Here is a 23490-nt window from a genome sequence, read left to right as displayed (position 1 = left end):
TTTTGCCCATGAAAAAGGCAGCTCGCGATCATAGCCGGGCTGCCTGGGTATTGAAAGATTTTGGTACAAATTAGAGGGTTTCGTAACAGAGCGATGCTCGCCACCTCGCCCTGCCCCCAGCTACCGTTCAATTATTGCCATCGGGCACAAACACATAGCCCACGCCCCAAACGGTCTGGATGTAGCGCGGGGAAGTGGCATCTTCCTCCACCAGCTTGCGCAGCCTGGAGACTTGCACATCCAGGCTGCGATCAAACGGCTCGAACTCGCGCCCGCGCGCCAGCAACGCCAGTTTCTCGCGCGACAGCGGCTGGCGCGGGTGGCGCACCAGGGCTTTGAGCATGGCGAATTCGCCCGTCGTCAGCGGCAGTTCCTGCCCGTTTTTATGCAGCGTGCGCGCTCCCATGTCGAACACGAACGAGCCAAAGGCCACGACGGCGTTGTCGCCAGCGGGCGCGCCGGGCGCCTCCATCGTGGGGCGGCGGCGCAACACGGCGTGGATGCGCGCCAGCAGCTCGCGCGGATTAAAGGGCTTGCCCACGTAATCGTCGGCGCCCACTTCCAGGCCAACGATGCGGTCCACATCCTCACTCTTGGCCGTCAGCATGATGATGGGCGTGCGGTCGTTGTTGCCGCGCAGGCGGCGGCAGATGGAGAGGCCATCCTCGCCCGGCAACATCAAATCCAGCACGATCAAATCAAAGGTTTCGCGCAGCATCACGCGATTGAGCGATTTGCCATCTTCGGCCACCATGACCTCGAAGCCTTCCTGCGTGAGGTAGCGGCGCAGCAAGTCGCGGATGCGGGCATCGTCATCGACCACCAGAATCTTGTCGCCACGGCCAGCGGTCGTGGTTTCCTCCGAGTCTTTGATCAGCACGTTCTCTTGCGCATTGGCGGCTGGGACGGTGTTGGCGGTTTTGGCTTCGCTGCTCATGGCTGGCTCCGGCGTTTGTAACAGGGGCGGATTCTCGCCACTTTCCGCTCGAAAAATAACGGCCAACTCATTGATTTAAATAAATGTTACATTTCTTTCGCTTGTCTGCCCTGCCCGCTGGCAGGCAGGTTGGAACAGGCCTGCCAGCGGTGCCAGGCCAGGTCAAGCCGCCTGGCAGCGCTGGCTCAATTGCTGCTCCAGCAAGCGCTGGCCATTCAGGCTGCGCAGCAGCTCGCCCTGGATCAGAAAGCTGTCTTCCGCGCGCTCGCCCAGCGTGGCGATTTTGGCCAGATGCACGCTGAGCCGGTGCTGGGCCAAAGTCCAGGCGATGTCGTACAGCAGGCCCAGGCGATCGGCCGCCGACACCGACAGCAGCCAGTGCTCGGCCTTGTCGTCTGGCTCCAGCCGAATGCGCACGGGCACGGGGAAATGCCGCGCCCGACGCGAAACCCGGCGCGCGCGCGGTTGGGGCAGCGGCTGGCACAACGCCGGGCCTTGCAAGGCCTGCGCCAAGTCGCGCTCCACAGATCGGGCCTGTGCCTGTGCATCGTCGGTGTATTGCAGCGCCACCTGGAAGGTATCCAGCGCGTAGCCATCGCTGGTGGTGTGAATGCGCGCATCCAGAATTTCGTATTCGGCCTGATCGAAATAGCTGACGATGCGGGCAAACAGGTCGGCACGGTCGGAGGCGTAAATCGCCACTTGCAACCCCTCGCCCAGCGCCGATTGGCGCGCCAGCACAATGGGCGGGTGCGGCGCCTGCGCACTGGGCGGGGGCAGCGCCGCCAGATGGCGCGCATGCCAGGCCAGCTCATCGGCGCTGTGACGCATGAAGTAGCCCGAATTCAGCCGTTGCCAGAAGGCTTGCAGGCAGGCCTGCCAAGGCTGGCCTTCGCACGCGGCGTCGTGTTGCAGCAGGGCGCGGGCCTGACTTTTGTGCATTTCCGTCTGCGCTTGCGGATCGGGCTGGCTGCCACCGAGCAAACGTGCAGTGGCGCGGTACAGGTCTTCGAGCAGCTTGCCTTTCCAGGCATTCCAGACTTTGGGGCTGGTGCCACGGATGTCGGCCACGGTGAGCAGGTACAGCGCGGTGAGATAGCGCTCGCTGCCCACTTTTTGCGCAAAGGCGGCGATCACATCCGGATCGCTCAAATCCTGCTTTTGCGCCACTTGGCTCATGAGCAAATGCTGGCGCACCAGAAAGATCACCAAATCGGCATCGGCGCGGGCCACGCCGTGGGATTGGCAAAAGCGCTTGGCAATGCGCGCACCGATTTCGGAGTGATCGCCCCCGCGCCCTTTGCCGATGTCGTGCAGCAAGGCGGCCAGGTACAGGATCCAGGGCTTGTCCCAGCCTGCCGCCAATGTGGAGCAGTAGGGGTATTCGTGCGCGTGCTCGGCGATGAAGAAGCGCCGCATGTTGCGCACCACCATGAGGATGTGCTGATCGACGGTGTAAACGTGGAACAAGTCGTGCTGCATCTGCCCCACGATGCGCCGGAAATCCCACAAATACCGCCCCAGCACGGAGGTGCGGTTCATCAGCCGCAGCGCGTGGGTGATGCCCTCGGGCTGCTGGAGAATTTGCATGAACATGCGGCGATTGGCGCTGTCGTGGCGAAAAGCGCTGTCCATCACATGGCGTGAGTTGTAGAGCGCGCGCAGGGTGCGCGCGGAGAGATCCTTCAGGCTGGGCTGGCTTTGGTAGAGCAAGAAGGTTTCCAAAATCGCATGGGGCTGGCGCTCGTACAAATCGTCCTGCGCCACTTCGATCATTCCGCCCTTGTCGAAAAACCGCGCATTGATGGGCCGCATCTGCCCGGCGTGCGGGTCCAGGCGCTCCTCGATATTGAGCAGCAAAATCTGATTGAGCTGCGTCACCGCCTTGGCGCACCAGTAGTACTGGCGCATCAGTCGCTCGCTGGCGCGCATGCCTTTGCCCGTCTGAAAGCCAAACAGCTGGGCCACCGCCGTTTGCAAATCAAAGATGAGCCGGTCCTCATGGCGGCCCGAGACGGCATGCAAGCGCGCGCGGATCAGGCTTAGCTCGGCCTCGCACGCGGCCAGTCGGCGCGCCTCCAGCGCCGTGGCCACGCCGCTAGCGGCCAGCGCATCCCAACTGCTGCCCAGCCCCGCCGCGCGCGCCATCCACATGATGATGTGCAAATCGCGCAGGCCACCGGGCGATTCTTTGCAGTTAGGCTCCAGCGCATAGGGCGTGTGCTCGTATTTGGCGTGGCGCTGGCGCATCTCCAGCATCTTGGCGCGGAAGAAGGCCAGCCCATCCAGGCTGCGGCGAAAGTGCCCGGCAAACGACTCGGCCAACGCCTTGTCGCCAGCGACCCAGCGCGATTCCAGCATGGTGGTTTGCACCGTGATGTCGCTTTGCGCCATCGCCAGCGCCTCAGGCTGCGTGCGCACGCTGAAGCCGATCTCCAGCCCCACATCCCAGCAACTGCTGACGAACTGCTCAATCTGCGCTTGCAGCACGCTGCCTTCATCGATGCGGTGCCCGGCTGGCAGCAACAGCATCACGTCCACATCCGAAGCGGGGAACAAGCCATTGCGCCCATAACCGCCCACCGCCAGCAGCGCCAAATCGCCCGGCAAATCGGCCTGCTGCCAGAGCTGGCGCAGCAGTTTGTCGGTGTGCTCGGCCAGCAGGCGCAGCAGTGACTGGATGCGCCTGCGCGGGCGCCCGGGTTGGAGCAGGCTATCGACGATGGCTTTTTTCTGCTGCTGGTAATGCGCGCGCAAAGCAGGCAAGGCGGGCAGCGGCGTAGGGGCGGCGGCAGAGTCGATCATGGCGGGGCAAGCGCAGGGCTGGACAGCAAAAAGGGCGAGAGTGTAACCCCAGAGCGCTGGATCGCCCCTTTTTTACCATTCAATAGGCAATAAAAATGCCATTTTTCGGCATGACATGCATAAAGCAAATTTTCCTTATGTGGAAAATGAAAACCAGGCGCGCGGGCTGCGCAAACCGCCGCGCCTGGCTGGCCTGGCCGCATGGCGTGGGCTATCAATGCCCCAAATCAATGGCCCAAGTCAATGGCCTGATTCGCCCATTTCGCTCATTTGCGCCTGCTGGTAGTTTTGCAGGCCCATTTGCTCGATCAAGCCCAATTGGGTTTCCAGAAAATCGATGCGCTCCTCGGCCTCATCGAGCAAACCCTCGAGCAGCTCGCGCGAGACGAAATCGTGCACGCTCTCGCAATGCGCCACGCCCGCCTTGAGCGTGGTTTGCAGCTCTTGCTCCAGGGCCAAATCGCATTCGAGAATTTCCGGCACATCCTCGCCAATGCGCAGCTTGCCCAGATCTTGCAAATTGGGCAGGCCATCGAGGAGAAAAATCCGCTCCATCAAATCGTCGCACTCCTTCATCGCCTTGATGGAGGCTTTGTATTCGGCCTTGCCCAGCACATCCAGCCCCCAATGCTTGAGCATGCGGTAATGCACAAAGGTCTGGTTGATGTGGGTCAGCAGGAGTTTGAGCGGGGCCTGCAAATGGTGCATGACTTGGGGTTCAGCGTTCATGGGGTTCTCGCATTGGTCATGGGGCGGCAAAACATCAAGCAAATCAACCAATCAAAGGAAAATATACATCAATCACATCATGCCGAAACAGCATTGTTTCATTTCCTTTGATTGGTAAAATTTTACAGCCCCGAAAAAGAAACGGCCGCCATTGTCGGCCAGCTCGCCCCTCAAACCCAAGCGCTGGCGCGCAAGCCCCCACAGATGCGGTTTGGTTGCGCGTGAGATTAATTCCATTTCCAAGCCGCGCTACTGGCTCAGCTCTGCTGCAAGCAGGCGTCCAGCGCATGCAGCAGGGCCTGGCACTGTTGCGGCGTGCCAATGGTGATGCGCAAAAAGTCTTGCAGGCGCGGCTTGCGAAAGTGGCGCACCAGCACGCGGCGCTCGCGCAATTGGGCGTGCAAGTCGGCCCCGGCATGCTGCGGATGGCGCACGAACAGGAAGTTGGCTTTGGAGGGCAGCACCTCAAACCCCCGCTGTTGCAGCGCTTGCGCCAGCGCCTCGCGGCTGGCCACGACTTGGCCGATGGTGCGCTCGTAATAGGCGTGGTGCTCGTAGGCAGCCTGCGCCCCGGCTTGCGCCAGACGGCCCAGGGGGTAGGAGTTGAAACTGTCCTTGACGCGGCGCAAGCCGTCGATCAGCCCGGCTTGCCCAAACGCCAGCCCCACGCGCAGGCCTGCCAGCGCGCGGGATTTGGAGAGGGTGTGCACCACCAGAAGCTGGGGATAGCGCTGCACCAGCGCCAGGGCCGATTCGGCGCCGAAATCCACATAGGCTTCGTCGATCAGCACCACTTGCTGCGTGAAGTGCTCCAGCAAGCGCTCGATGTCCGCCAGCGACAGCGCCATGCCCGTGGGCGCGTTGGGGTTGGCGATGACCACGCCCGCACATTGGGCGGGATCGACGGCCAGGTAATCCTCCACGCCAATGCGCCAGTCTGCGCGCAGCGGCACCTGCCGGGCGGGGATGCCAAACAGGCGGGCATAGACCTCGTAAAAGCTGTAGCTGATGTCGGGCATGAGCAGGGAACGGCCAGCGCGCACGAAGAAGGCGCGGAAGGCATGGGCCAGCACTTCGTCCGAGCCATTGCCCGCAAACACTTGCGCACTGTCAATGCCCTGCTTCGCATGGTGGCGCGCAACGGCCTCGCACAACGCCTGCGAAGCAGGGTCAGGGTAAAGCTGCAAGCCCTGCTGGGCCACCTGCGCCATGGCCTGCACCGCCTCAGGGGCCGGGCCATAGGGGTTTTCGTTGGTGTTGAGTTTGATGAGGCCCGCCACACGGGGCTGCTCGCCCGGCACGTAAGGCTCTAACTGCTCCAGGCCATCACTCCAGTAATGCATGCTTTTGCTCGAAAGGGAAAAGGGTAGAAAAAAACCGCTGGGCACAGGATCAGGACACTGCGCCAATGAGGCCAATGACCAGCCACAGCAACGCCCACAGCACCAGCGTGCGCCAAATCATGCCCGCCAGCGCGTGCAGTGCGGCGGCGGCATGCTCGCTGTCTTCCTCATGGAAGGGTGGCTGCGCATCCAGCAACTGGTGTGGCCCGCCTTGCAGCGTGGCCGCTCGCATGGCGGGCGGCATGGCAGGCGATTGGCCCATGGCGGCCACTGCGGTGGCCATCACCAGCGCATCGCTGTCGCCTCCCTGTGCGGCGACAGCGCGCCATGCACTCACCGCCTCATCAAAGCGGCCTACGGCAGCAAACATCAGCATCGTCACCCTGGCAGGCAACCAGTTCACCACCTGCCACGCCTGTTGGGCCGCGGCCGCCAGTGCAGGGCTGGCCCGTTGCGACAGCGCCTGGCGCGCGGCATCTTCATGCCAGCGCTGCACGTAGCCGCTGAGCCTGAACAGCACCGCGCCCAAGGGGCCAAAGCCCAGAAAGGCGAGCAGCAAAAAAGCGGTGAATACCCCGAAGACGCAGCGGTGCATATGCAACACGGACAGGCGCACGGCACAGGCTTGCAGTTGCAGCGGCGAGCGCTGCACTGGCGAGCTGGCGCTGAGATGGCATTCGCAAGCGTCGCCAAACTCTGCCGACCACCGTTGCAGCGCGGCTTGGGCGCGCTGCACATCGCCTGTGCCAAAGGCGTTGCGCACTTGGGTGAAGTGCAGGCCAAAGGCGCGGAAGTCGATCGCGGCATACAGCAACAGCACCATCCAAAGGAAAGCCCAGAAGCCGCCCAGCCACGCATCCAGCAACGCAAACACCCCCCAAGACAGCAGCGCAGGGGCCGCAACCGTCAGCACCCAAACCAACCAGGCCTGCGAGGGCACATCGGCATCGAACAAGCGGCGGATGCGATGCGCCGCTGCGCGCAGCAGGCCATAAAAACGGTGGTGCGCACGCAAGGGCCTGAATTGATCCAACGCCAACGCGGTGAAAAGAGCTAGGACAACCATATGCCAAAAATACCCAACCTGTCTCTCAAGCCGTTGGCTGCTGCACGCCTGCGCGGCCATCACGGCGAACGAAAGCCTTTAGCGCAACTACTGCTCTCTGCGCAAGGCCTTGTTGATGGCGTCCAGGCTACGCTCAATATCGTCATCGTTGAGCAAGTCACCGGAAATGGTGGTGGTGAAGTCTTCCGAGTCGGCAAAATCGTCGCTCAAGGGGGCGCGCTCCGTCTTGGCAAAGGCTTCTTCCTGCCAATCGACCATGATGGCGGTGATGTTGTCGCTGCCTTTGCCCGCTTTTTTATAGGCGTACTCCACCAACGCGGGCCCAACACTCTCAACCTCACCTTGGGTGAGGCGCTCGACGATATCCTCATCGCGCAGCGGCCCCCATAGACCATCCGAGCACAACAAAATCCGATCCCCCATGTTCAGGGTTTCAGGGCTGCTGAGGTCATAGATGGGCCGCGCGGGCGAGCCCAGGCAGGTGAACAACACGTTGCGGTTGAGCTCGCCAACCTTGGTCAGCACCGATTCGCGCAGCTCGGCATAGGAATGGTCGCGCGTGCGCGTCAAAAGTGCCATGTTGCGGGTCAGATACAGGCGCGAATCCCCGCAGTGAATCCATTGGATTTCCCCGTTTTGCACCACCGCTGCAACCAACGTGGTGCGTGGCGAATCAGGCATGCCTTTGTCGATGGCATAGCGCAGAATCTGGCGATGGGCCATCAGCAAGCCCGATTCGAGGAAGTGCCCCACATCATCCAGAACCGGCAGTGCCTGCTTCTTGAACAGCGCCGCCATGGTTTGCAAGGCAATTTGCGCAGCCGTCTCCCCTTCAGGATGCCCGCCCATCCCATCGGCCAACACGAACAAGGCGGCTTCTGGGGTATGGCAATAGCCCATGCGGTCTTCGTTTTTGGCGCGACCGCCCTGGTGGCTGGTTTGGAATACGGAAAATTTCATTGTCAATGGATGGATGGGTCGGCATCGCCCTACCCCCGGGCGTTAGCCAGCTTCTTTCTTATTCCCTGCGACCAGCGAGCTGATCTGCATACGCATTTTTTCTGCCATGCTCATTTTGCTGTAGCGCAACTCGGCTTCGCGAGCTAACTCTTTTTGCAAAGCAAACACCGATTGGGGGCGCGCCAGCGGATCCAGAGCCATGCACCACTCAACCACCTGAATCAGATTATCGGAGTAAATATTGCGCACCCGCTTGAGCGACAGCGCCAAGCGATCTTTCTCATTGCGCTGGGGCACATCGTTAGGCGGTACCCCAAGCATGCAGGCGTAAATACAGGCGCCGATGGCATAAATGTCCGTCCACGGCCCCAGCGAGCCATCGCGCTTGTACATCTCCGGCGCGGCAAAGCCGGGGGTATACATGGGGCGCACAAAGTTCCCCTCTTTGGAGAGCACTTCGCGGGCGGCGCCAAAATCAATCAGCACGGCCTTGTCGTCGTCCGTAATGAAAATATTGGCCGGCTTGATATCCAGATGCAGCATCTTGTGCTGGTGCACGATGCGCAGGCCGCGCAGGATTTCATCAAACAAGGAGCGGATGGTCGATTCGCGGAACACCTTGCGGCTGTCGGGGTTTCGCGCCGTCACAATGAACTCCTGCAAGGTTGAGCCTTCCAGGTGGTTCATCACCATGTAAACCGTTTCATTCTCGCGAAAGAAATTCAGCACGCTCACGACCGAGTCGTGTGAAATCTGCGCCAGCGAGCGCCCTTCCTCGAAAAAGCTTTTCAGCCCAAGGCGGTAAAGCGAGAGCTTTTCAGGCGCAATCTGGGGCACCAACTGACCAGGCTCGCGCGTCACCAGGGAGCTTGGCAGATACTCCTTCACTGCAACCGCATGGCCGTTTGGGTCAAGCGCCAGATAGACCACGCCAAACCCCCCGGAAGAAATCCGATGCACCAAGCGATAACCGCCCACCACCGTATTCGTCGGCAGCGGTGCTGGTTTGGGTTTGGGCGCATTCGCTGCGTTAGCTGAATTGGACATCCGGGATGCCAGAGATAATAGTTACTTGCGCCTCTCAAGGCCGCAAGTGACAACAAGTGAAATACGACAAAAGAGAAAGATACAGATTGCCATGGCAGTTTACAGCATGACAGGTTATGCCAGCGTGCAAAGCCATATCGCCGATTGCGCGCTGGTGCTGGGCGTGGAGCTGCGCTCGGTCAACAGCCGTTTTCTGGATTTGATTTTCAAAGTGCCCGACAGCTTCAAGCCCCATGAAGCCCGTCTGCGCCAAATCTTCACCGAACAATTGGGCCGCGGCAAAGTCGAAGTGCGCCTGACCATTGAGCGCGACGCCAACGATTCGGCGCACAGCCTCAACGCCGCAGCCTTGCAAAAACTGGCTGCGAGCCAGGACTTGATCAAGACCTGGTTTCCCGATGCGCGCGCACTCTCCGTCGCCGAAGTCTTGCAATTGCAGCAAACCCGCCGAGGCGACGAAGCGCTGGAGTGGACGCCAGCCATGGAGCAAGCCTTGCTGCAAGCCATAGCCGCCTTGAAAAGCGCACGCCAAAGCGAAGGCCAACGCCTGGTGCTCGTCCTGCGCGAAAAAATCGAGCAAATCAAAGCGCTGGCGCAAAAAGCGGGGCCGCTCATTCCGGAACTGGTCGAGCAACAACGCTGCAAATTTCTGGAGCGCTGGCAAGAAGCCCTGCAAGCAGCGCAAACGGCCACGCCCGGCACGCCCATCGACCCCAAAGATCTTGAGCCCAAAGCCATTGCCGAAGCCACCGCCTTTGCCATCCGCATCGATATTGCCGAAGAGCTGGCCAGGCTGAACGCGCATTTGGATGAAATCGACCAACTGCTGCAAAAAAGCGCCCCGGCCCAAGCCCCCTATCCCATCGGCAAGCGGCTGGATTTCTTGATCCAGGAACTGCATCGCGAAGCCAATACTTTGGGCAGCAAATCAGCCTTGTTGCAGCTCAGCCGCATCAGCATGGACATGAAAGTGCTGATTGAGCAAATGCGCGAGCAAGTGCAAAACATCGAATAAGCACACGTCAGCCCATTGCCGCGCACACCCGTTGATGGGCGGGCGCAGGTTTTTCTCGACAAGCCCTGCGGCGTCAGCCCTCAAAGCGGGCATTTGCGCTGCGCGCAAGCCTTTTCATCCCACCAAGCCATTCCATCTTTCTTGCCATGCCATTCAAAGATATCGCCCTGCTGCGCATCAATTACCTGCGCGGGCCCAGCATCTGGACCTATCGTGAAGTGCTGGAGGTCTGGCTGGATTTGGGGGAGCTGGAGGATTACCCCTCCAACAAAATCCCGGGCTTTGGCGATCGCCTCAAAGCCTGGCTGCCCGGCCTGATTGAGCACCATTGCGGCGTGGGCGAGCGCGGCGGCTTTCTCATGCGCCTGGACGAAGGCACCTGGCCCGGCCATATCCTGGAGCACATCATCATCGAGCTGCTCAACCTCGCCGGCATGCCCACAGCCTTCGGCCAAACGCGCAGCACTTCCCAAACCGGGGTGTACCGCATGGTATTTCGCGCCAAGGATGAGCAAGTCGCCCGCGCTGCGCTGCGTGAAGGGCACCGCCTCATCATGGCCGCCATCAACGACCAGCCTTTTGAGGTGGCCGCCGCCGTGGCTGCCATCCGCAGCGTGATTGAGGAGCGCTACCTTGGCCCCAGCACCGCCGCCATCGTCGATGCCGCCTTCGAGCGCCGCATTCCGGCCTTCCGCCTCAACGACGGCAACCTCGTGCAACTGGGCTATGGCTGCGCCCAAAAACGCATCTGGACGACCGAAACCAGCAACACCAGCGCCATTGCCGAAGGCATCGCCAACGACAAGGACATGACCAAGACGCTGATCCAGATCTGCGGCGTGCCCGTGCCCGAATGGCAAATCGCCGACACCCCCGATGAGGCCTGGCAAGCCGCGCAGGACATTGGCATGCCCGTCGTCGTCAAACCCACCGATGCTTCACGCAACCGTGGTGTTTTCGTCAACCTCAACACCGAAGAAGACGTGCGCATGGCCTGGCAAGCCGCCCAGCCGCATGGATACGAAGTCATGGTCGAGCGCATGGTGCCGGGCAACGAGCATCGGCTGCTGGTAGTGGGCGGCCAAGTCGTCGCCGCTGCCCGTAGCGAATCGCTGCGCATCACCGGCGATGGCTCCTCCACCGTCGCAGAGCTGGTGCAGCGCCAAATCAATAGCGACCCACGCCGCCAGAACCCAAGCGACGCCAAGGCCAGCGCCCAGCCACGCGCCACCTCCGCCGCCCCCACCGGTTCAGTGGAAGAAGTGGCCCATGCGGGCTTTCGCCTGCAACCTTTGGACGTGCAACAGCCCGACATCCTGCACGAACTCAAGGCGCAAGACCTCAGCCCCGACAGCGTGCCCGCCAGCGGCAAGCTCGTCATGGTCCAGCGCAGCAGCACCGTCGTTGTCGATTGCACCGATCACGTTCACCCTGAAACCGCCCAAGCCGCCGCACTGGCAGCCAAGATCGTCGGGCTGGATATCGCGGGCGTGGATGTGATGGCGCAAGACATTTCCCGCCCCCTGGCCGAACAAGGCGGCGCCGTCATTGAAGTCAACGCTGGCCCCGGCCTGCTCATGCACCTCAAACCCGCATTCGGCTCCCCCCAGCCCGTCGGCCAGGCCATTGTGGAGCACCTGTTCCCCACCCCCTCCGTGCAGGAAGGGCCAGACCTTTGCGGGCGCATCCCCATCATCGGCATCTCCGGGCGGCACGGCACGACCGGCATTGCCCGCCTGACCGCCTGGATGCTGCACCTCAGCGGCAAGCACACCGGCGTAGCCTGCCGCCAAGGCATTTTTCTGGACAAACGATGGGTGGACCGCCGCCCCAGCGACCACTGGGAGGCGGGCAACCGCCTGCTGATGAACCAGCAAATCCAGGTCGCCGTCATCGAAAACAGCCCCCGCAGCATCCTGGTCGAAGGCCTTTCCTACGACCGATGCCACATCGGCGTCGTCTGCGACATGCAAGGCCATGATGAATTGGGCGATTACGACATCCAGGAAAAAGCCCAGATGACGCGCGTGCTGCGCACCCAGGTGGACGTTGTGCTGCCCAGCGGCCAGGCCATTCTCAACGCCGACGATCCGCAAGTCGCAGCACTGGCCCCCCTCAGCGACGGCGGCGTGGTGTTCTACGCCAGCGACGAAGCCACCTACAACCGCTGGAAAGCCGAGCAGGCCCAGCTCGCCCAACAAGCTGCACAAACCGAACACGCTGCCAACGCCGCAGACGAGGGCGAAGGCGCTGACGCCCACACAGAACCCATGGCGGCGCGCTGGGTGCTCCCCCGCCACGACGCCATCGAGCTGCACTGCGACGCAGGCTGCCAACGCATCGAAGGCTGGCAAGCCCTGCGCGACCACGCCGCCACCCTGGGCTTGCAACCGGCCCAACTGCTGGCCGCCGCCGCCATCGCCTGGACGATGGGCATCGCCCCGGAACTCATCGGCGCAGGCATCCGCACCTTCGATCCCCGCCTGCCCAGCGCACACCGCCCGTCATAGCGTGAGAGCCTGCGATGCACCCTCCGCCCCCCCGTTGCGCAAGGGCGGAGGGCAGCAGGCACGCAGATCACCCAATTTATCAATCAAAGTAAAATCAAAACCATATATAACATACCATAAATGGCATATTTTTTTGCTCATTGATTGATAAAAAAACATGCCGCATCTGCGCCTTTGGCGGCCATAACACTTCGCCAGCCCCTCTCCCGCTTGCGCAAGAAAGTTGGCAAAGGTTGGGACAGTGGGGTAAGCGCTCTCCAGGGCAGCGGCGCGCACTCTCTCCAACCCTGCGACCAATCCTGCAACCAATAGCGCCACGGCTTTTGCGCTATGTCAACACATCAGCGCAGGGCCTGCGGCACCATGAGCGCGGATTGGTCCCGTTTGCGAAAGGAGAGAACATGGGCTTTAAACCAATACCCGCTGCCATTGCCCTGGCGCTGGGCTTACTCATCTGGTTCGGCATTCCTGTGCCCGAGGGTGTCACGCCCAACGCCTGGCACCTGCTGGCCCTGTTCGTGGGCGCCATCGCCGCCATCATCGGCAAGGCCATGCCCATTGGCGCGCTGTCCATCATCGCCGTGGCGCTGGTGGCCGTGACCGGCGTCACCAACGACAAGCCCGGCGGCGCCATTGCCGATGCGCTCAGCAGCTTCTCCAACCCGCTGATCTGGCTCATCGGCATCTCCATCATGATCTCGCGCGGCATCATCAAAACCGGGCTGGGCGCGCGCATCGGCTATTTGTTCATCGCCGTGTGGGGCAAGAAGACGATTGGCATCGCCTACTCGCTGGCGCTGTCGGAACTGATCCTGGCGCCCGTCACCCCCAGCAACACCGCGCGCGGCGGCGGCATCATCCACCCCATCATGCGCGCGATTGCGGGCAGCTACGACTCCGACCCCGAAAAAGGCACGCAAGGCCGCATGGGCCGCTATCTGGCGCTGACCAACTACCACGCCAACCCCATCACCTCCGCCATGTTCATCACCGCCACCGCGCCCAACCCGCTGGTGGTGGATTTGATCGCCAAGGCCACGGGCGCGCAGATTTCGCTCTCCTGGGGCACCTGGGCGCTGGCCATGCTGCTGCCGGGCCTGGTGGCGCTGGCGCTGATGCCACTGGTGCTCTACTGGCTGTACCCGCCCGAGATCAAGAGCACGCCCAACGCCGCGCAGTTCGCCAGCGAGCGCCTGAAGGAAATGGGCCCCATCAGCCGGGGCGAATGGATCATGCTGGGCGTGTTCGGCGTGCTGCTGCTGCTGTGGGCCGGCGTGCCCGCCATGATCTTCGGCAAGGCCGCCGCCGTGAACGCCACCACCACCGCCTTCATCGGCCTGTCGCTGTGCCTGATCACCGGCGTGCTCACCTGGGACGACGTGATCAAGGAAAAAAGCGCCTGGGACACCATCGTCTGGTTCGGCGCGCTGGTGATGATGGCCAGCTTTTTGAACAAGCTGGGCCTGATCGGCTGGTTCGCCAAAACCATGGAAAGCGGCATCGGCCACCTGGGCCTGGGCTGGGTGAGCGCCAGCGCGCTGCTGATGCTGGTGTATCTGTACGCGCACTACATGTTCGCCAGCACCACGGCGCACATCACCGCCATGTTCGCCGCCTTCTACGGTGCCGGCCTGGCCCTGGGCGCGCCCGCCCTGCCCTTCGCGCTGATGATGGCCGCCGCCTCCAACATCATGATGACCCTCACACACTACGCCACCGGCACCTCGCCCGTGATCTTCGGCTCGGGCTACACCACGCTGGGCGAGTGGTGGAAAGCCGGCTTTGTGATGAGCGTGGTGCTCGTCATCGTCTGGGTCGTCGTCGGCAGCGCCTGGTGGAAGGTGCTGGGGTATTGGTGACAGGCCATACGTGCCAGCACAGCGCTGCTGGCACCCCCCAGCACACGCGTGATGTTATGGGTCTGCTACAGCCTCAACGCCCATATATCCAGTCAAACAGAAACAAAAACTCCATGTTTCGGCATGATGGTCAAAATCCTTGTTTTCCTTTGATAGAAAAATATGAAAAGAAAAGGGCAAAGAGCTGGCAGCCGCTCTTTGCCCTTGTCGCTTTTTTGCCTTTTGGCTTACTGCATGCAAGCTATGCCTGAAATTCAAATCAAAAGAAAATCAAATCCATACCCATCAAGCCGAAACAACTGGTTTTTATTTCTTTTTGATATGCAAAAACAAGACCGATCAGGAAGCTGGCCGGTGCGCGCCCAGCTCGAGAACGTCGGCGGGCGAGAAAAAGCCGTCGATGGCTTGCAGGTTGTGGCCATCCAACTGGCCCGACACGGCCATCAAATCGATCAGGCTCAGCACAAAGTCGGTATTGGCCTGCGCGCGGCGCAAGCGCACTTCAAACAATTGCTTGCGCGCGTTGAGGATGTCGATGAAGCTGCGCGTGCCCGCCTTCAGCCCTTTTTCAGTGCCATTCAACGAGGCGGCGGCGGAGTGCTCGGCGCGCTCGAGGGCGCGGATGCGATCCATGCTGGCATGCACCTTTTCCGCCGCGCTGCTGCTGTGCAAGCGCACTTGTTCGGCTGCGGCATCGAGCTTGGCCTGTGCCGCCGTCAGGCGCGAAGCGGCCTGGCGCGTCGAGGCGTTGACATAGCCGCCGCTGTAGAGAGGCACATTCAACTGCACGCCCCACATGGTGTTGCGCGTGCGGGTGCCAAGGGTGCTGATGGTGTCGCTTTGCGAAAGCTGGCGCTGGGCAATCAAGTCCAGCGTCGGCAGGTGGCCCGCACGCTGCAACTGCACTTCTTTGCCGGCCAGGCTCAAGGCCAGGCGCGCGGCGGCGACTTCCGCATTGGCTTCGACCGCCTCTTGCTGCCATTGCGCGATCTGCGATTCGAAGGGCGCCAGGGTCAGGCTGTCCTGGGCGATGCCTTGAATGGCTTTGACGGGATGGCCCAGCGCCGTTTCCAGCACTCTGCGTGCGGCATCCAGGCTGTTGCCCGCCTCTATCTGCTTGACTTTGGCGTCGTCCAGCCGCGCTTCGGCATCGTAGATGTCGGTCAAGGTGGTTTCGCCCGCTTCGTGGCCACGCTTGACGGACGCCAGCATCCCCTCCAGCGCCGTGACTTCAGCCTGGGCGAATTGGGCTACGGCGTCGGCATACAGGCAGTTCAGATAGGCCTGAGCGATTTGCAAAATCAGCCTCTGACGTTCTGCCTCCAGCCGCTTGCCGGAGTGGTCCACACGCACCTGGGCCTGGCGGTACTGCACCCAGCGCGATTGGTTGAGCAGTGGCTGGCGCAAGGTCAGGGTGTAGTTTTTGCTGATGTAGTCGTTCTCGCGCGCCACTGTTTGGGTGACGTAGGCGTTGTTGTCGTAGCGTATGCCCGAGGCCGATACGTTGGGCAGCAAGGCTGCGCGCGCGCGGGGAATCTCCTCGCGCGTGGCCGCATGTTCGGCTTGCTGGGCGCGGTAGCCGCTTTCGGCGATCAAGGCGCGCTCAAGCGCTTGCCGAAAGCCCAATACTTCAGGCAGTTGCGCAGGCGCCTGGGGTGCAGGGGGCTGCACGGGCTTGCCGCCGAGCATCACCGGCCAGCGCAGGGCGCGCGCAAGCTCTGTTGCAGGTTGTGCGGATGAGGATGCGGATGCGGGCGCGGGCATTTGCTCAGGCGCGGCGGCGGGTACATCCCATTGCGGCTCATCGCCAAAGCCCCAGTGTTGCGCCTGTGCGCCTGCCAGCAAACAGGTTTGAATGGCCACGGCGGCCAACGCCTTGCGCCTCAATGCGGGAGAAAAATGCAATCGACTCATGATTTCAATGCTCCGTCATGGCCGTGAACATGCGGCGCATCAGCGGCTGCACCAGGTATTCCAGCAAGCTGCGCTCGCCCGTTTTGATGACGGCTTCGGCCGACATGCCCGGCACCAGCTCCTTGGTTTTGAGGTGGCTCATGGTTTCAGGCAAAAGCTCCAGGCGGCCCAGGAAATAGGGCATTGCCGTCATGGGATCGGTCAGCCTGTCGGCGGAGATGGAGATGAGCCGCCCCTGCACGGTGTATTGCGGCATGTCCTGAAAGGCGTGAAAGCGCACATCGGCCAGCATGCCCGGGTGCACGCGGTCCACCAAATGCGGCTGGATATGGACATCCAGCACCAGCTTTTCGTTGTCGGGCACGATGTCCATGATCTTGGCGCCGGGCGCAATGACGGCGCCCACGGACTGCACTTGCAGGCCCACGACGTTGCCATCCACCGGCGAGAGGATGCGCGCACGCCCAAGGTGGGTCTTGAGCGCGTTCAGGCGCTCCAGCAATACGGGCAGCTCCCGCCCCACTTCCGCCAGTTGGGCATCAATGCGCTGCAAATCGTCTTGTTCCCGGGCCTTGCGGCGAAAGCGCAGTTCAGCCACCGAGCTTTGGTTGGCGGCAATGCTGGCCTCCAGGTCGGCAATTTGAGAGGCGATGTCGGCCGCCTCACGCTGCTCTTGCAACAAGCGATTGCGCGGCAAATAGCCTTCCTGCGTCAGGTCTTTACTGCCCTGGAGCTGTTCTTGCAGCAGCTTTTGCTGCGCCAGACGCCCTTTTAGCCTGGCCTGCAAACCATTGCGCTGGGAGTTCAGCGAGGCAATGCCTTCATCGATAGAGCGCAGCTCGGATTGCAAGGCGGCGCTGCGGCTGGCGCGCAGGCGGCGCTGCAAATCCATGTGCTGCTGCGCTTCGGGGTCTTGCTGCGCGGCGTCCTTGAGCTCCTGGGGGAAGACGATATCGGGCAGGCGATCGCGCTCGGCCCGCAAACGCGCGCTCAAAGCCAGCGCCTGGTAGTACTGGGCGCGCACGCCGCTGAGTTCGGCCTGCAGGGTGGTGTCGTCGATTTCCAGCAGCACATCGCCTTGCTTGACGCGCTGGGCCTCATGCACGTGAACGCTGCTGACAATACCCCCGCTCAAGTGCTGAATGGGTTTGCGTTGCGACTCGATCACAATCGTGCCCGGCGCGGGCACGCCCTCATCCATGGGCGCCATCGCCGCCCAAAGCAAAAAGCCGCCCAAGCCCAGCAGCAACAGCAGCAAACCGCGCCGCAGCGGGCGCGAAGGGTTGCCAGAAAGGTCCGTCTTGGCGAGCGCCTGCTCCAGTTTTTTTTCCTGCCGGGTGGTTGCAGCGGCGGGAGCAGGGGCGCTCCCGCTCAGCTCCGTGGCGGAGCCGATTTCGGATTCGGTGGTTTTTTGCATGAAAAGCCTGTCCTGGCGCCTGCGGGCGCAGATGTCCGAAGGGAAGATGAGAAAGGCGAACGCGCTCAGGCTGGCGTTGCCTGGCGTGCGGGCTGTTGCCCCGCCCCTTGCTGGTTGGCGCTGGCCAAGGCGGCCAATACCTCATTGCGCGGCCCGAAAAGCTGCACCATGCCTTCGCGCATCACCAGCAGCAAATCCACAGCCGAAAGCACGCTGGTGCGATGGGTGATCACAATCACCGTTTTGCCTTCGCGCTTGAGCTGAGTGATCGCGTTGACCAATGCGGCCTCGCCAACGTCATCCAGGTTGGAGTTTGGCTCATCAAGCACAACCACGGAGGGGTCGCCGTAAATGGCGCGCGCCAGGCCAATGCGCTGCCGCTGCCCGCCAGACAGCACACTGCCGCCTGCGCCGATAGGCGTGTCATAGCCCTGGGGCAAGCGCAAGATCATTTCGTGTACGCCAGCGCGCTGGGCCGCGCGCACCACGGCTTGCGCATCCACTTCGCCAAAGCGAGAAATGTTTTCCGCCACGGTGCCGTCAAACAGTTCCACGTCTTGCGGCAAATAGCCCATGTGGGGGCCCAGCTCTGTCTTGTCCCAGGCAAAAATATCCGCCCCATCCAGGCGCACCACGCCTGCGCCAGCGGCCCATACGCCTACCAGCAGGCGCGCCAGCGTCGATTTGCCCGATCCCGATGGGCCGATCACGCCCACAACGGAACCGGCGGGGATGGTGATGTTGATACCACGCAGAATCGGCGTCGTGCTGCCGGGAGCGCCCGCCACCACATTCTCAAGCGCGTAATGGCCTTTGGGCGCAGGCAAGCTCATGCGTTCGGGCGCGGCAGGAAAGGCTTTGAGCATCTTTTCCAGCCGGCGGTAGGAAGCGCGTGCGCCGACAAAGTTTTTCCAGTTGCCAATCAGCAGCTCCACGGGCGCCAACGCGCGCCCCATCAAGATGGAGGCGGCAATCATCGTGCCTGGCGTGCTCTTATCTTCAATCACCAGCAAAGCGCCAGCGCCCAGAATCAGCGATTGGAAAGAAATGCGCACAAAACGCGTCAATGCCGAAATGCCGCCCGCGCGATCGCTGGCCAAAGTTTGCAGCCCCAGCATTCTGCGGTGCATGGCGTACCAGCGCGCGCGCAGCGCCGGGAACATGCCCATCGCCTCGATCACCTCCGCATTGCGCAAGCTGTTGGTGATATACAGGTTGGCCGCCACGTTGGCGCTGTTAGCCTCTGCCAGCGGGCGCTGGGTCATGCGCTCGGTCAAAAACGTCAGCGCCACCAGCATCAGCCCTGCCACCACCGACACCGCCCCCAGCAAGGGATGCAGCATGAAGATGACGAAGATGAAAATCGGCGTCCACGGCGCATCGAAAAAAGCAAAAAGGCCATTGCCCGTCAGAAACTGGCGCACGGAGACCAAATCCGCCATGGCCTGCCCGGCGTTGGAGCCGCTATGGCGCAGGTTTTGCTGGAAACTGGCCGAAAGCACGCGCTGATTGAGGTCTGCATCCATGCGCAGCCCCGCTTGCACCAGCAGTTGGGAGCGCAACCACTCCAACACCGCCATCAAGGCAAACAAGCCCAGCATGATGATGGTGAGCATGGTCAAGGTGGTTTCGCTGCGGCTGGCCAGCACGCGGTCGTACACCTGGAGCATGTAGATGGCCGGCACCAGCATCAACAAATTGATGAAGAAGCTGAATACGCCGGCCGTGAAGAAGAATCGCTTGAGACCCGAGATGGCTTGCGCCAGTTCGCTGCGGGTCGAAGAAGAAGGTGCTGTCATTCGTTGGCCCAATGAGATGGGGGAGCGATTCTAGCAAGGTTCGCCGCGCGCCCCTGGCGGGCCATACAGGGGCCATGCAGCCCGAATTCCTCTGGTAAGCTCGCGCCCTTTTTGGCGCTTGTTGTGGCAGCAAGCACGATGCTTCAACACCTTCGCCCTCCCATTGCCATGCATTCGCTGGCGGCCACGCATTTCCCGCACCTCAAACGGCTCGCTTTTGTCCATATCCGGGCCGCCTCGCCCTTCTCAGGCATCTTGGACCATGCTTTATATCGACTGCTCTTTTCTTGCCGATAACGCCCACCTCAATACCGGCATACAGCGCGTGGTGCGAAAAGTCGCCGAAAACCTGGCCCAAGGCCATGATCCGGAAATCGCCATGGCCGTGCGCATTGACGGCAAGCGTTTCGAGCGCATCGACCCGCAAGCGCTCTACCCGGCCACACCCGCCGCGCCCGTGCAGCAGAGCTGGGGTGAGCGCCTCTACCGCTATGCGTTACGGGTCTATGCCGCCGGGGTGGATTTGGTTTGCGCCCTGGGCGCCGACCATCCGCGCCTGCGCCAGTTCATGCATGCGCCCTTGCACCAGTTTGGCCTCAATTACCTGGTGATGCGCACGCTCGTCAATCCCGTGCGCCGGGTGCGCTCCTGGTTCAGCCCCCAGGTCCAAGCCCCTGCCAGCATGCCGCTGCCCCTGGACAACGTCGGGCCTGGCGATGTGCTGTTGCTGCTGGATTCGACGTGGACGTGCGACATCTGGCCCACGGCCAAAGCCTTCCGCCAGCGCGGCGGCGAAGTCATTGCCGTCATCTACGACCTGATCCCCATCACCCATAGCCAGTTTTGCGACGATGGCCTGGTGGTGGCTTTCAAGCAGTGGTTCTTCGATTCGTTTGACCACATTGACGGCTACATCGGCATTTCCCGCACCGTGCAGGACGACCTGATGCGTTTTATCAACGAGCAGTTTGGCGAGCGTACGCAAGAAAAACGCTTCGGCCACTTCCTGCTGGGCGCCGATTTCGCCCGCCAGGGGCAAGACCCCACGCAAACGCCGCCGGCCACCCCCATCCGCCCGGAGCTGATGCAAGCGCTGAGCGAGCGCCCCAACTACCTGATCGTTTCCACCATTGAGCCACGCAAAAACCACGCCTATTTGCTCAATGTTTTCGACCGGCTTTGGGATGAAGGGCTGGACGTCGGCCTGGTCATCGTGGGGCGCATCGGCTGGAAGGTCGAAGCCCTGCTCTCGCGCATCAACAGCCATCCGCAGCGCCGCCAGCGCCTGCACCTGTGGAGCAACCTGGGCGACGACGAGCTCGATTACTGCTACCGGCATGCGCACATGCTGCTGTTTCCCTCGCAGGCCGAGGGCTTTGGCCTGCCGATTGTGGAAAGTCTGGCCAAGGGCCTGCCCGTGCTCGCGAGTGACACCCCCATCCACCGGGAGATCGGCGCCCAGCGCATTGGCTACTTTGATCTGGCCAATCCGGACGATCTGGCGCGGCAACTGCGCGACATCCACCGCAGTGGCATCCCTGCGCACCTGAAGGTCGATCCCGACTACCACTGGATCGATTGGCAGCAAAGCAGCCAGATGCTCTACGAATGCCTGCGTGGCATGACGGCGCTGAAGGAAGAAGTCGCGCCCACTGCCCGCGCGCCCGCTGTGCCTGCATCGCCCCGGCCCGCCGCGGAGAGCGCCCAGTCATGAACCCCGCCCTGCTTTGGAATTTTGCCCGCCAGGAAATCGTAGATCGCTACGCAGGCTCGGCCCTGGGGTTTGCCTGGGCATTCGTGCAGCCCATCGTCACCCTGTTCATCTTCGTGGTCATCTTTGGCCAGATCATGGGCGCGCGCCTGCCGGGGCACACCAACGCTTACGGCTACAGCATCTATCTGATTGCGGGCATGTTGCCTTGGCTGGCTTTTGCCAACACGCTCTCGCGCACGGCCACGGTCTTTCAGGACAAAAAAGGCGTGCTCAGCAAAATCGGCGGTCTCTCGCTGCCCACGCTGCCCGTTTTCATCGTGCTGGCCGAAAGCATCACCTTCCTGATTTCGCTGGGCTTGTTCCTGGCCTTCTTGCTGGTGAGCCAGCAACCCGTCAAGCCCGCATTGCTGCTGCTGCCCTGGGTGTTTCTGATCCAGCAAATGCTGGCGCTGGGCCTGGGGCTGATACTGGCCGTGCTCCATGTTTTCTTGCGCGACGTGCGCGAGTTCACCGCCATCCTGGTGCAACTGTGGTTCTGGCTGACCCCCATCGTCTGGACGCCCCAGGCCCTGCCGCCAGCGCTGTACAAGCTGCTGCTGGCCATCAACCCGGTGGCGCCGCTGATCAGCGCCTACCACGCCATGTTCGTGCCCGGCCTGACGCCCGACTACAACGCCTTGACTATCACAGCCTTGCTGGCTGGCGGCGTACTGGCGCTGGGCTACGTGTTTGTCAAACGCATGGAAAAGGATGTGCGCGATTTTCTGTGAGCCCCCTCCGCGCCACCCCGGCACGCCTCGGTAGAGCAAGCAAAAAACCAACCAAAGTAAAAACCATTTCATACACACCATGCCGAAACAGCATGGTTTTTATTCCTATTGATTTGTAAAAATTATCCCCTACTCCCCTTGCACACGGAAAACCCCTGCCATGATCGCTTTTTTGCTCAGCGCCTTGCTGATCAACGCCGCCGCCCTGGCCGCCCTGGCGCTGGCACGCCATCGCCTGGCGCGCTGGCCCATGCCTGGCCTGTGGTGGCTGCTGGGCATCACCCTCGCCACTGTGCTGACGCTGCAAAGCGCGCGGGCCTTCTTGCCATGAAAGGGGCTGGCGCATGATCCGCGTGCAACACGTCAGCAAACGCTTTCGGCTCTACCGCCGCCCGGCTGATCGCCTGCTCGAAGCCCTGCTGCGCCGCCCCATGCACCACGTGCATCAGGCGCTGGACGATGTCAGCTTTGAAGTGCCCGCCGGCAAAACGCTGGGCATCATCGGCCACAACGGCGCGGGCAAATCCACCCTGCTGAAAATCCTCAACGGCGTGCTGCTGACCGACACGGGCCAGATCGAGCGCGGCGGCCGCATCACCGGCTTGCTGGAGCTGGGCACGGGTTTCAACGCCGAGCTCACGGGCGATCAAAACATCGACAACAACGGCTTGCTGCTGGGCATGTCGCCAGACGAAATCGCCCAGCGCCGCCAGGCCATCATCGACTTCTCCGAGCTGGGGCCTTTCATCCACGAGCCGCTCAAGACCTACTCCTCGGGCATGGTCATGCGGCTGGCCTTTGCCATCGCCATCCACGCCCAGCCCGACACGTTTCTGGTCGATGAGGCGCTGGCCGTGGGCGATGCCCACTTCCAGCAAAAATGCTTTCGCCACATCCGCCAGTTCCGTGAAGCGGGCGGCAGCATCGTGCTGGTCAGCCACGACCTCAACGCCATCAAGATGCTGTGCGACCAGGTCATGCTGCTGGACCACGGCCGCGTGGTGGACATCGGCGAGCCTGAACCCGTGGTCAACGCCTACAACTACCTCGTGGCCCGCATGGGCGAAGGCAATGCCGCCATGGTGCAAACCGAAGGCGGCAGTCAGGCCGATTACGGCACGGGCCAGGCGCGCCTGCTGGAAGTCGCACTCACCGGCCACGACTCGCGCGCCAGCACCGTCTCCAGCGGCGAGCGCGTCACCATCACCGTGGACTACGCCCTGGCCGAAGCATTGCCCGAGCTGACCCTGGGCATCTTGCTGCGCGACCGCTTCGGGCAAGACATTTTCGGCACCAACTCCCACCTGCTCGGCGTCACCCTGCCCACCGCGCCAGGGCGCTGGCAGGCGCGCTTTGACTTCGATCTGGACATCGCCCCCGGCAAATACACCATCACCGCCGCCCTGCATTCAGACGTCAACCACCTGCAAGCCTGCTACCACTGGCGGGACTCTGCCGCCACCTTCGAAGTCGCAGGCGTGCGCGGCACGTTGTTCTCCGGCATTTGCCGCCTGCATGCCCAACTCAGCGTTGCCCCCGCAGACCCCACGGCCCCTGCAGCTCCCCTCCCCCCTCCCTACACAGACGGCCACGCCTGAACCTCCC

Annotated in this window: 17 protein-coding genes; 7 read left to right on the top strand and 10 right to left on the bottom strand. The window is 62.2% G+C overall.

The features are described 5' to 3' along the window. Window positions 1–127: 127 nt before the first annotated feature. The 7 genes from ompR to EBQ26_RS10110 all read right to left on the bottom strand — a co-directional run bounded on the left by ompR (window position 128) and on the right by EBQ26_RS10110 (window position 8887). Window positions 128–937, bottom strand: a complete 810-nt coding sequence (gene ompR, locus EBQ26_RS10140; protein ID WP_122238908.1) for an osmolarity response regulator transcription factor OmpR — start codon at window positions 935–937, stop codon at window positions 128–130. A 162-nt stretch (window positions 938–1099) separates the two neighbouring features. Continuing rightward, window positions 1100–3742: a [protein-PII] uridylyltransferase gene (locus EBQ26_RS10135; protein WP_122238907.1), complete on the bottom strand. Its 2643-nt coding sequence runs from the start codon at window positions 3740–3742 to the stop codon at window positions 1100–1102. Window positions 3743–3982: 240 nt separating this feature from the next. Next, window positions 3983–4471, bottom strand: a complete 489-nt coding sequence (gene bfr / locus EBQ26_RS10130) for a bacterioferritin (protein WP_122238906.1) — start codon at window positions 4469–4471, stop codon at window positions 3983–3985. Between the two features lie 257 nt (window positions 4472–4728). Further along, the gene (gene hisC / locus EBQ26_RS10125; RefSeq protein ID WP_122238905.1) at window positions 4729–5814 is read right to left on the bottom strand and encodes a histidinol-phosphate transaminase; all 1086 of its coding nucleotides are present in this window, start codon (window positions 5812–5814) and stop codon (window positions 4729–4731) included. A gap of 49 nt (window positions 5815–5863) precedes the next feature. Continuing rightward, entirely contained in the window at window positions 5864–6829 is a 966-nt protein-coding gene (locus EBQ26_RS10120) for a CobD/CbiB family protein (RefSeq protein WP_147474045.1), read from the bottom strand. Window positions 6830–6967: 138 nt separating this feature from the next. Further along, window positions 6968–7840, bottom strand: a complete 873-nt coding sequence (locus EBQ26_RS10115) for a PP2C family protein-serine/threonine phosphatase (RefSeq protein WP_122238903.1) — start codon at window positions 7838–7840, stop codon at window positions 6968–6970. A gap of 42 nt (window positions 7841–7882) precedes the next feature. After that, window positions 7883–8887, bottom strand: coding sequence for a serine/threonine protein kinase (locus tag EBQ26_RS10110; RefSeq protein WP_122238902.1), 1005 nt, complete (start codon window positions 8885–8887; stop codon window positions 7883–7885). Between the two features lie 91 nt (window positions 8888–8978). Between EBQ26_RS10110 and EBQ26_RS10105 the strand changes: the two genes are divergently transcribed. From EBQ26_RS10105 to EBQ26_RS10095, 3 genes are all read left to right on the top strand, one after another. Next, entirely contained in the window at window positions 8979–9902 is a 924-nt protein-coding gene (locus tag EBQ26_RS10105; RefSeq protein WP_122238901.1) for a YicC/YloC family endoribonuclease, read from the top strand. A 146-nt stretch (window positions 9903–10048) separates the two neighbouring features. Continuing rightward, complete coding sequence (locus EBQ26_RS10100) at window positions 10049–12412, top strand: cyanophycin synthetase family protein (RefSeq protein ID WP_122238900.1); 2364 nt, start codon at window positions 10049–10051, stop codon at window positions 12410–12412. A 401-nt stretch (window positions 12413–12813) separates the two neighbouring features. After that, window positions 12814–14271, top strand: coding sequence for a DASS family sodium-coupled anion symporter (locus EBQ26_RS10095; protein WP_122238899.1), 1458 nt, complete (start codon window positions 12814–12816; stop codon window positions 14269–14271). Between the two features lie 339 nt (window positions 14272–14610). Here the strand turns inward: EBQ26_RS10095 and EBQ26_RS10090 are convergent, their stop codons facing one another. The 3 genes from EBQ26_RS10090 to EBQ26_RS10080 form a co-directional block, all read right to left on the bottom strand. Then, on the bottom strand, window positions 14611–16185 hold the full coding sequence (locus EBQ26_RS10090) for a TolC family outer membrane protein (RefSeq protein ID WP_122238898.1): 1575 nt from the start codon (window positions 16183–16185) through the stop codon (window positions 14611–14613). Between the two features lie 4 nt (window positions 16186–16189). After that, on the bottom strand, window positions 16190–17602 hold the full coding sequence (locus tag EBQ26_RS10085) for an HlyD family type I secretion periplasmic adaptor subunit (RefSeq protein WP_122238897.1): 1413 nt from the start codon (window positions 17600–17602) through the stop codon (window positions 16190–16192). A gap of 65 nt (window positions 17603–17667) precedes the next feature. Further along, complete coding sequence (locus tag EBQ26_RS10080) at window positions 17668–19401, bottom strand: type I secretion system permease/ATPase (RefSeq protein WP_122238896.1); 1734 nt, start codon at window positions 19399–19401, stop codon at window positions 17668–17670. Window positions 19402–19663: 262 nt separating this feature from the next. Between EBQ26_RS10080 and EBQ26_RS10075 the strand changes: the two genes are divergently transcribed. The 4 genes from EBQ26_RS10075 to EBQ26_RS10065 all read left to right on the top strand — a co-directional run bounded on the left by EBQ26_RS10075 (window position 19664) and on the right by EBQ26_RS10065 (window position 23483). Next, window positions 19664–21115 (top strand): glycosyltransferase family 4 protein, encoded by a 1452-nt coding sequence (locus EBQ26_RS10075; RefSeq protein ID WP_122238895.1) that lies wholly within the window; start codon window positions 19664–19666, stop codon window positions 21113–21115. After that, window positions 21112–21885, top strand: a complete 774-nt coding sequence (locus tag EBQ26_RS10070) for an ABC transporter permease (protein ID WP_122238894.1) — start codon at window positions 21112–21114, stop codon at window positions 21883–21885. The genes EBQ26_RS10075 and EBQ26_RS10070 overlap by 4 nt, the downstream gene beginning before the upstream one ends. Window positions 21886–22045: 160 nt before the next feature. Next, on the top strand, window positions 22046–22216 hold the full coding sequence (locus EBQ26_RS13030; protein WP_238944295.1) for a hypothetical protein: 171 nt from the start codon (window positions 22046–22048) through the stop codon (window positions 22214–22216). A gap of 13 nt (window positions 22217–22229) precedes the next feature. Then, on the top strand, window positions 22230–23483 hold the full coding sequence (locus EBQ26_RS10065) for an ABC transporter ATP-binding protein (RefSeq protein ID WP_122238893.1): 1254 nt from the start codon (window positions 22230–22232) through the stop codon (window positions 23481–23483). The last annotated feature ends 7 nt before the right edge of the window (window positions 23484–23490 follow it).

Source organism: Allofranklinella schreckenbergeri (assembly GCF_003703475.1).
GTDB classification, from domain to species: domain Bacteria; phylum Pseudomonadota; class Gammaproteobacteria; order Burkholderiales; family Burkholderiaceae_C; genus Lampropedia; species Lampropedia schreckenbergeri.
This window is presented reverse-complemented; position numbering and strand designations above follow the sequence as displayed.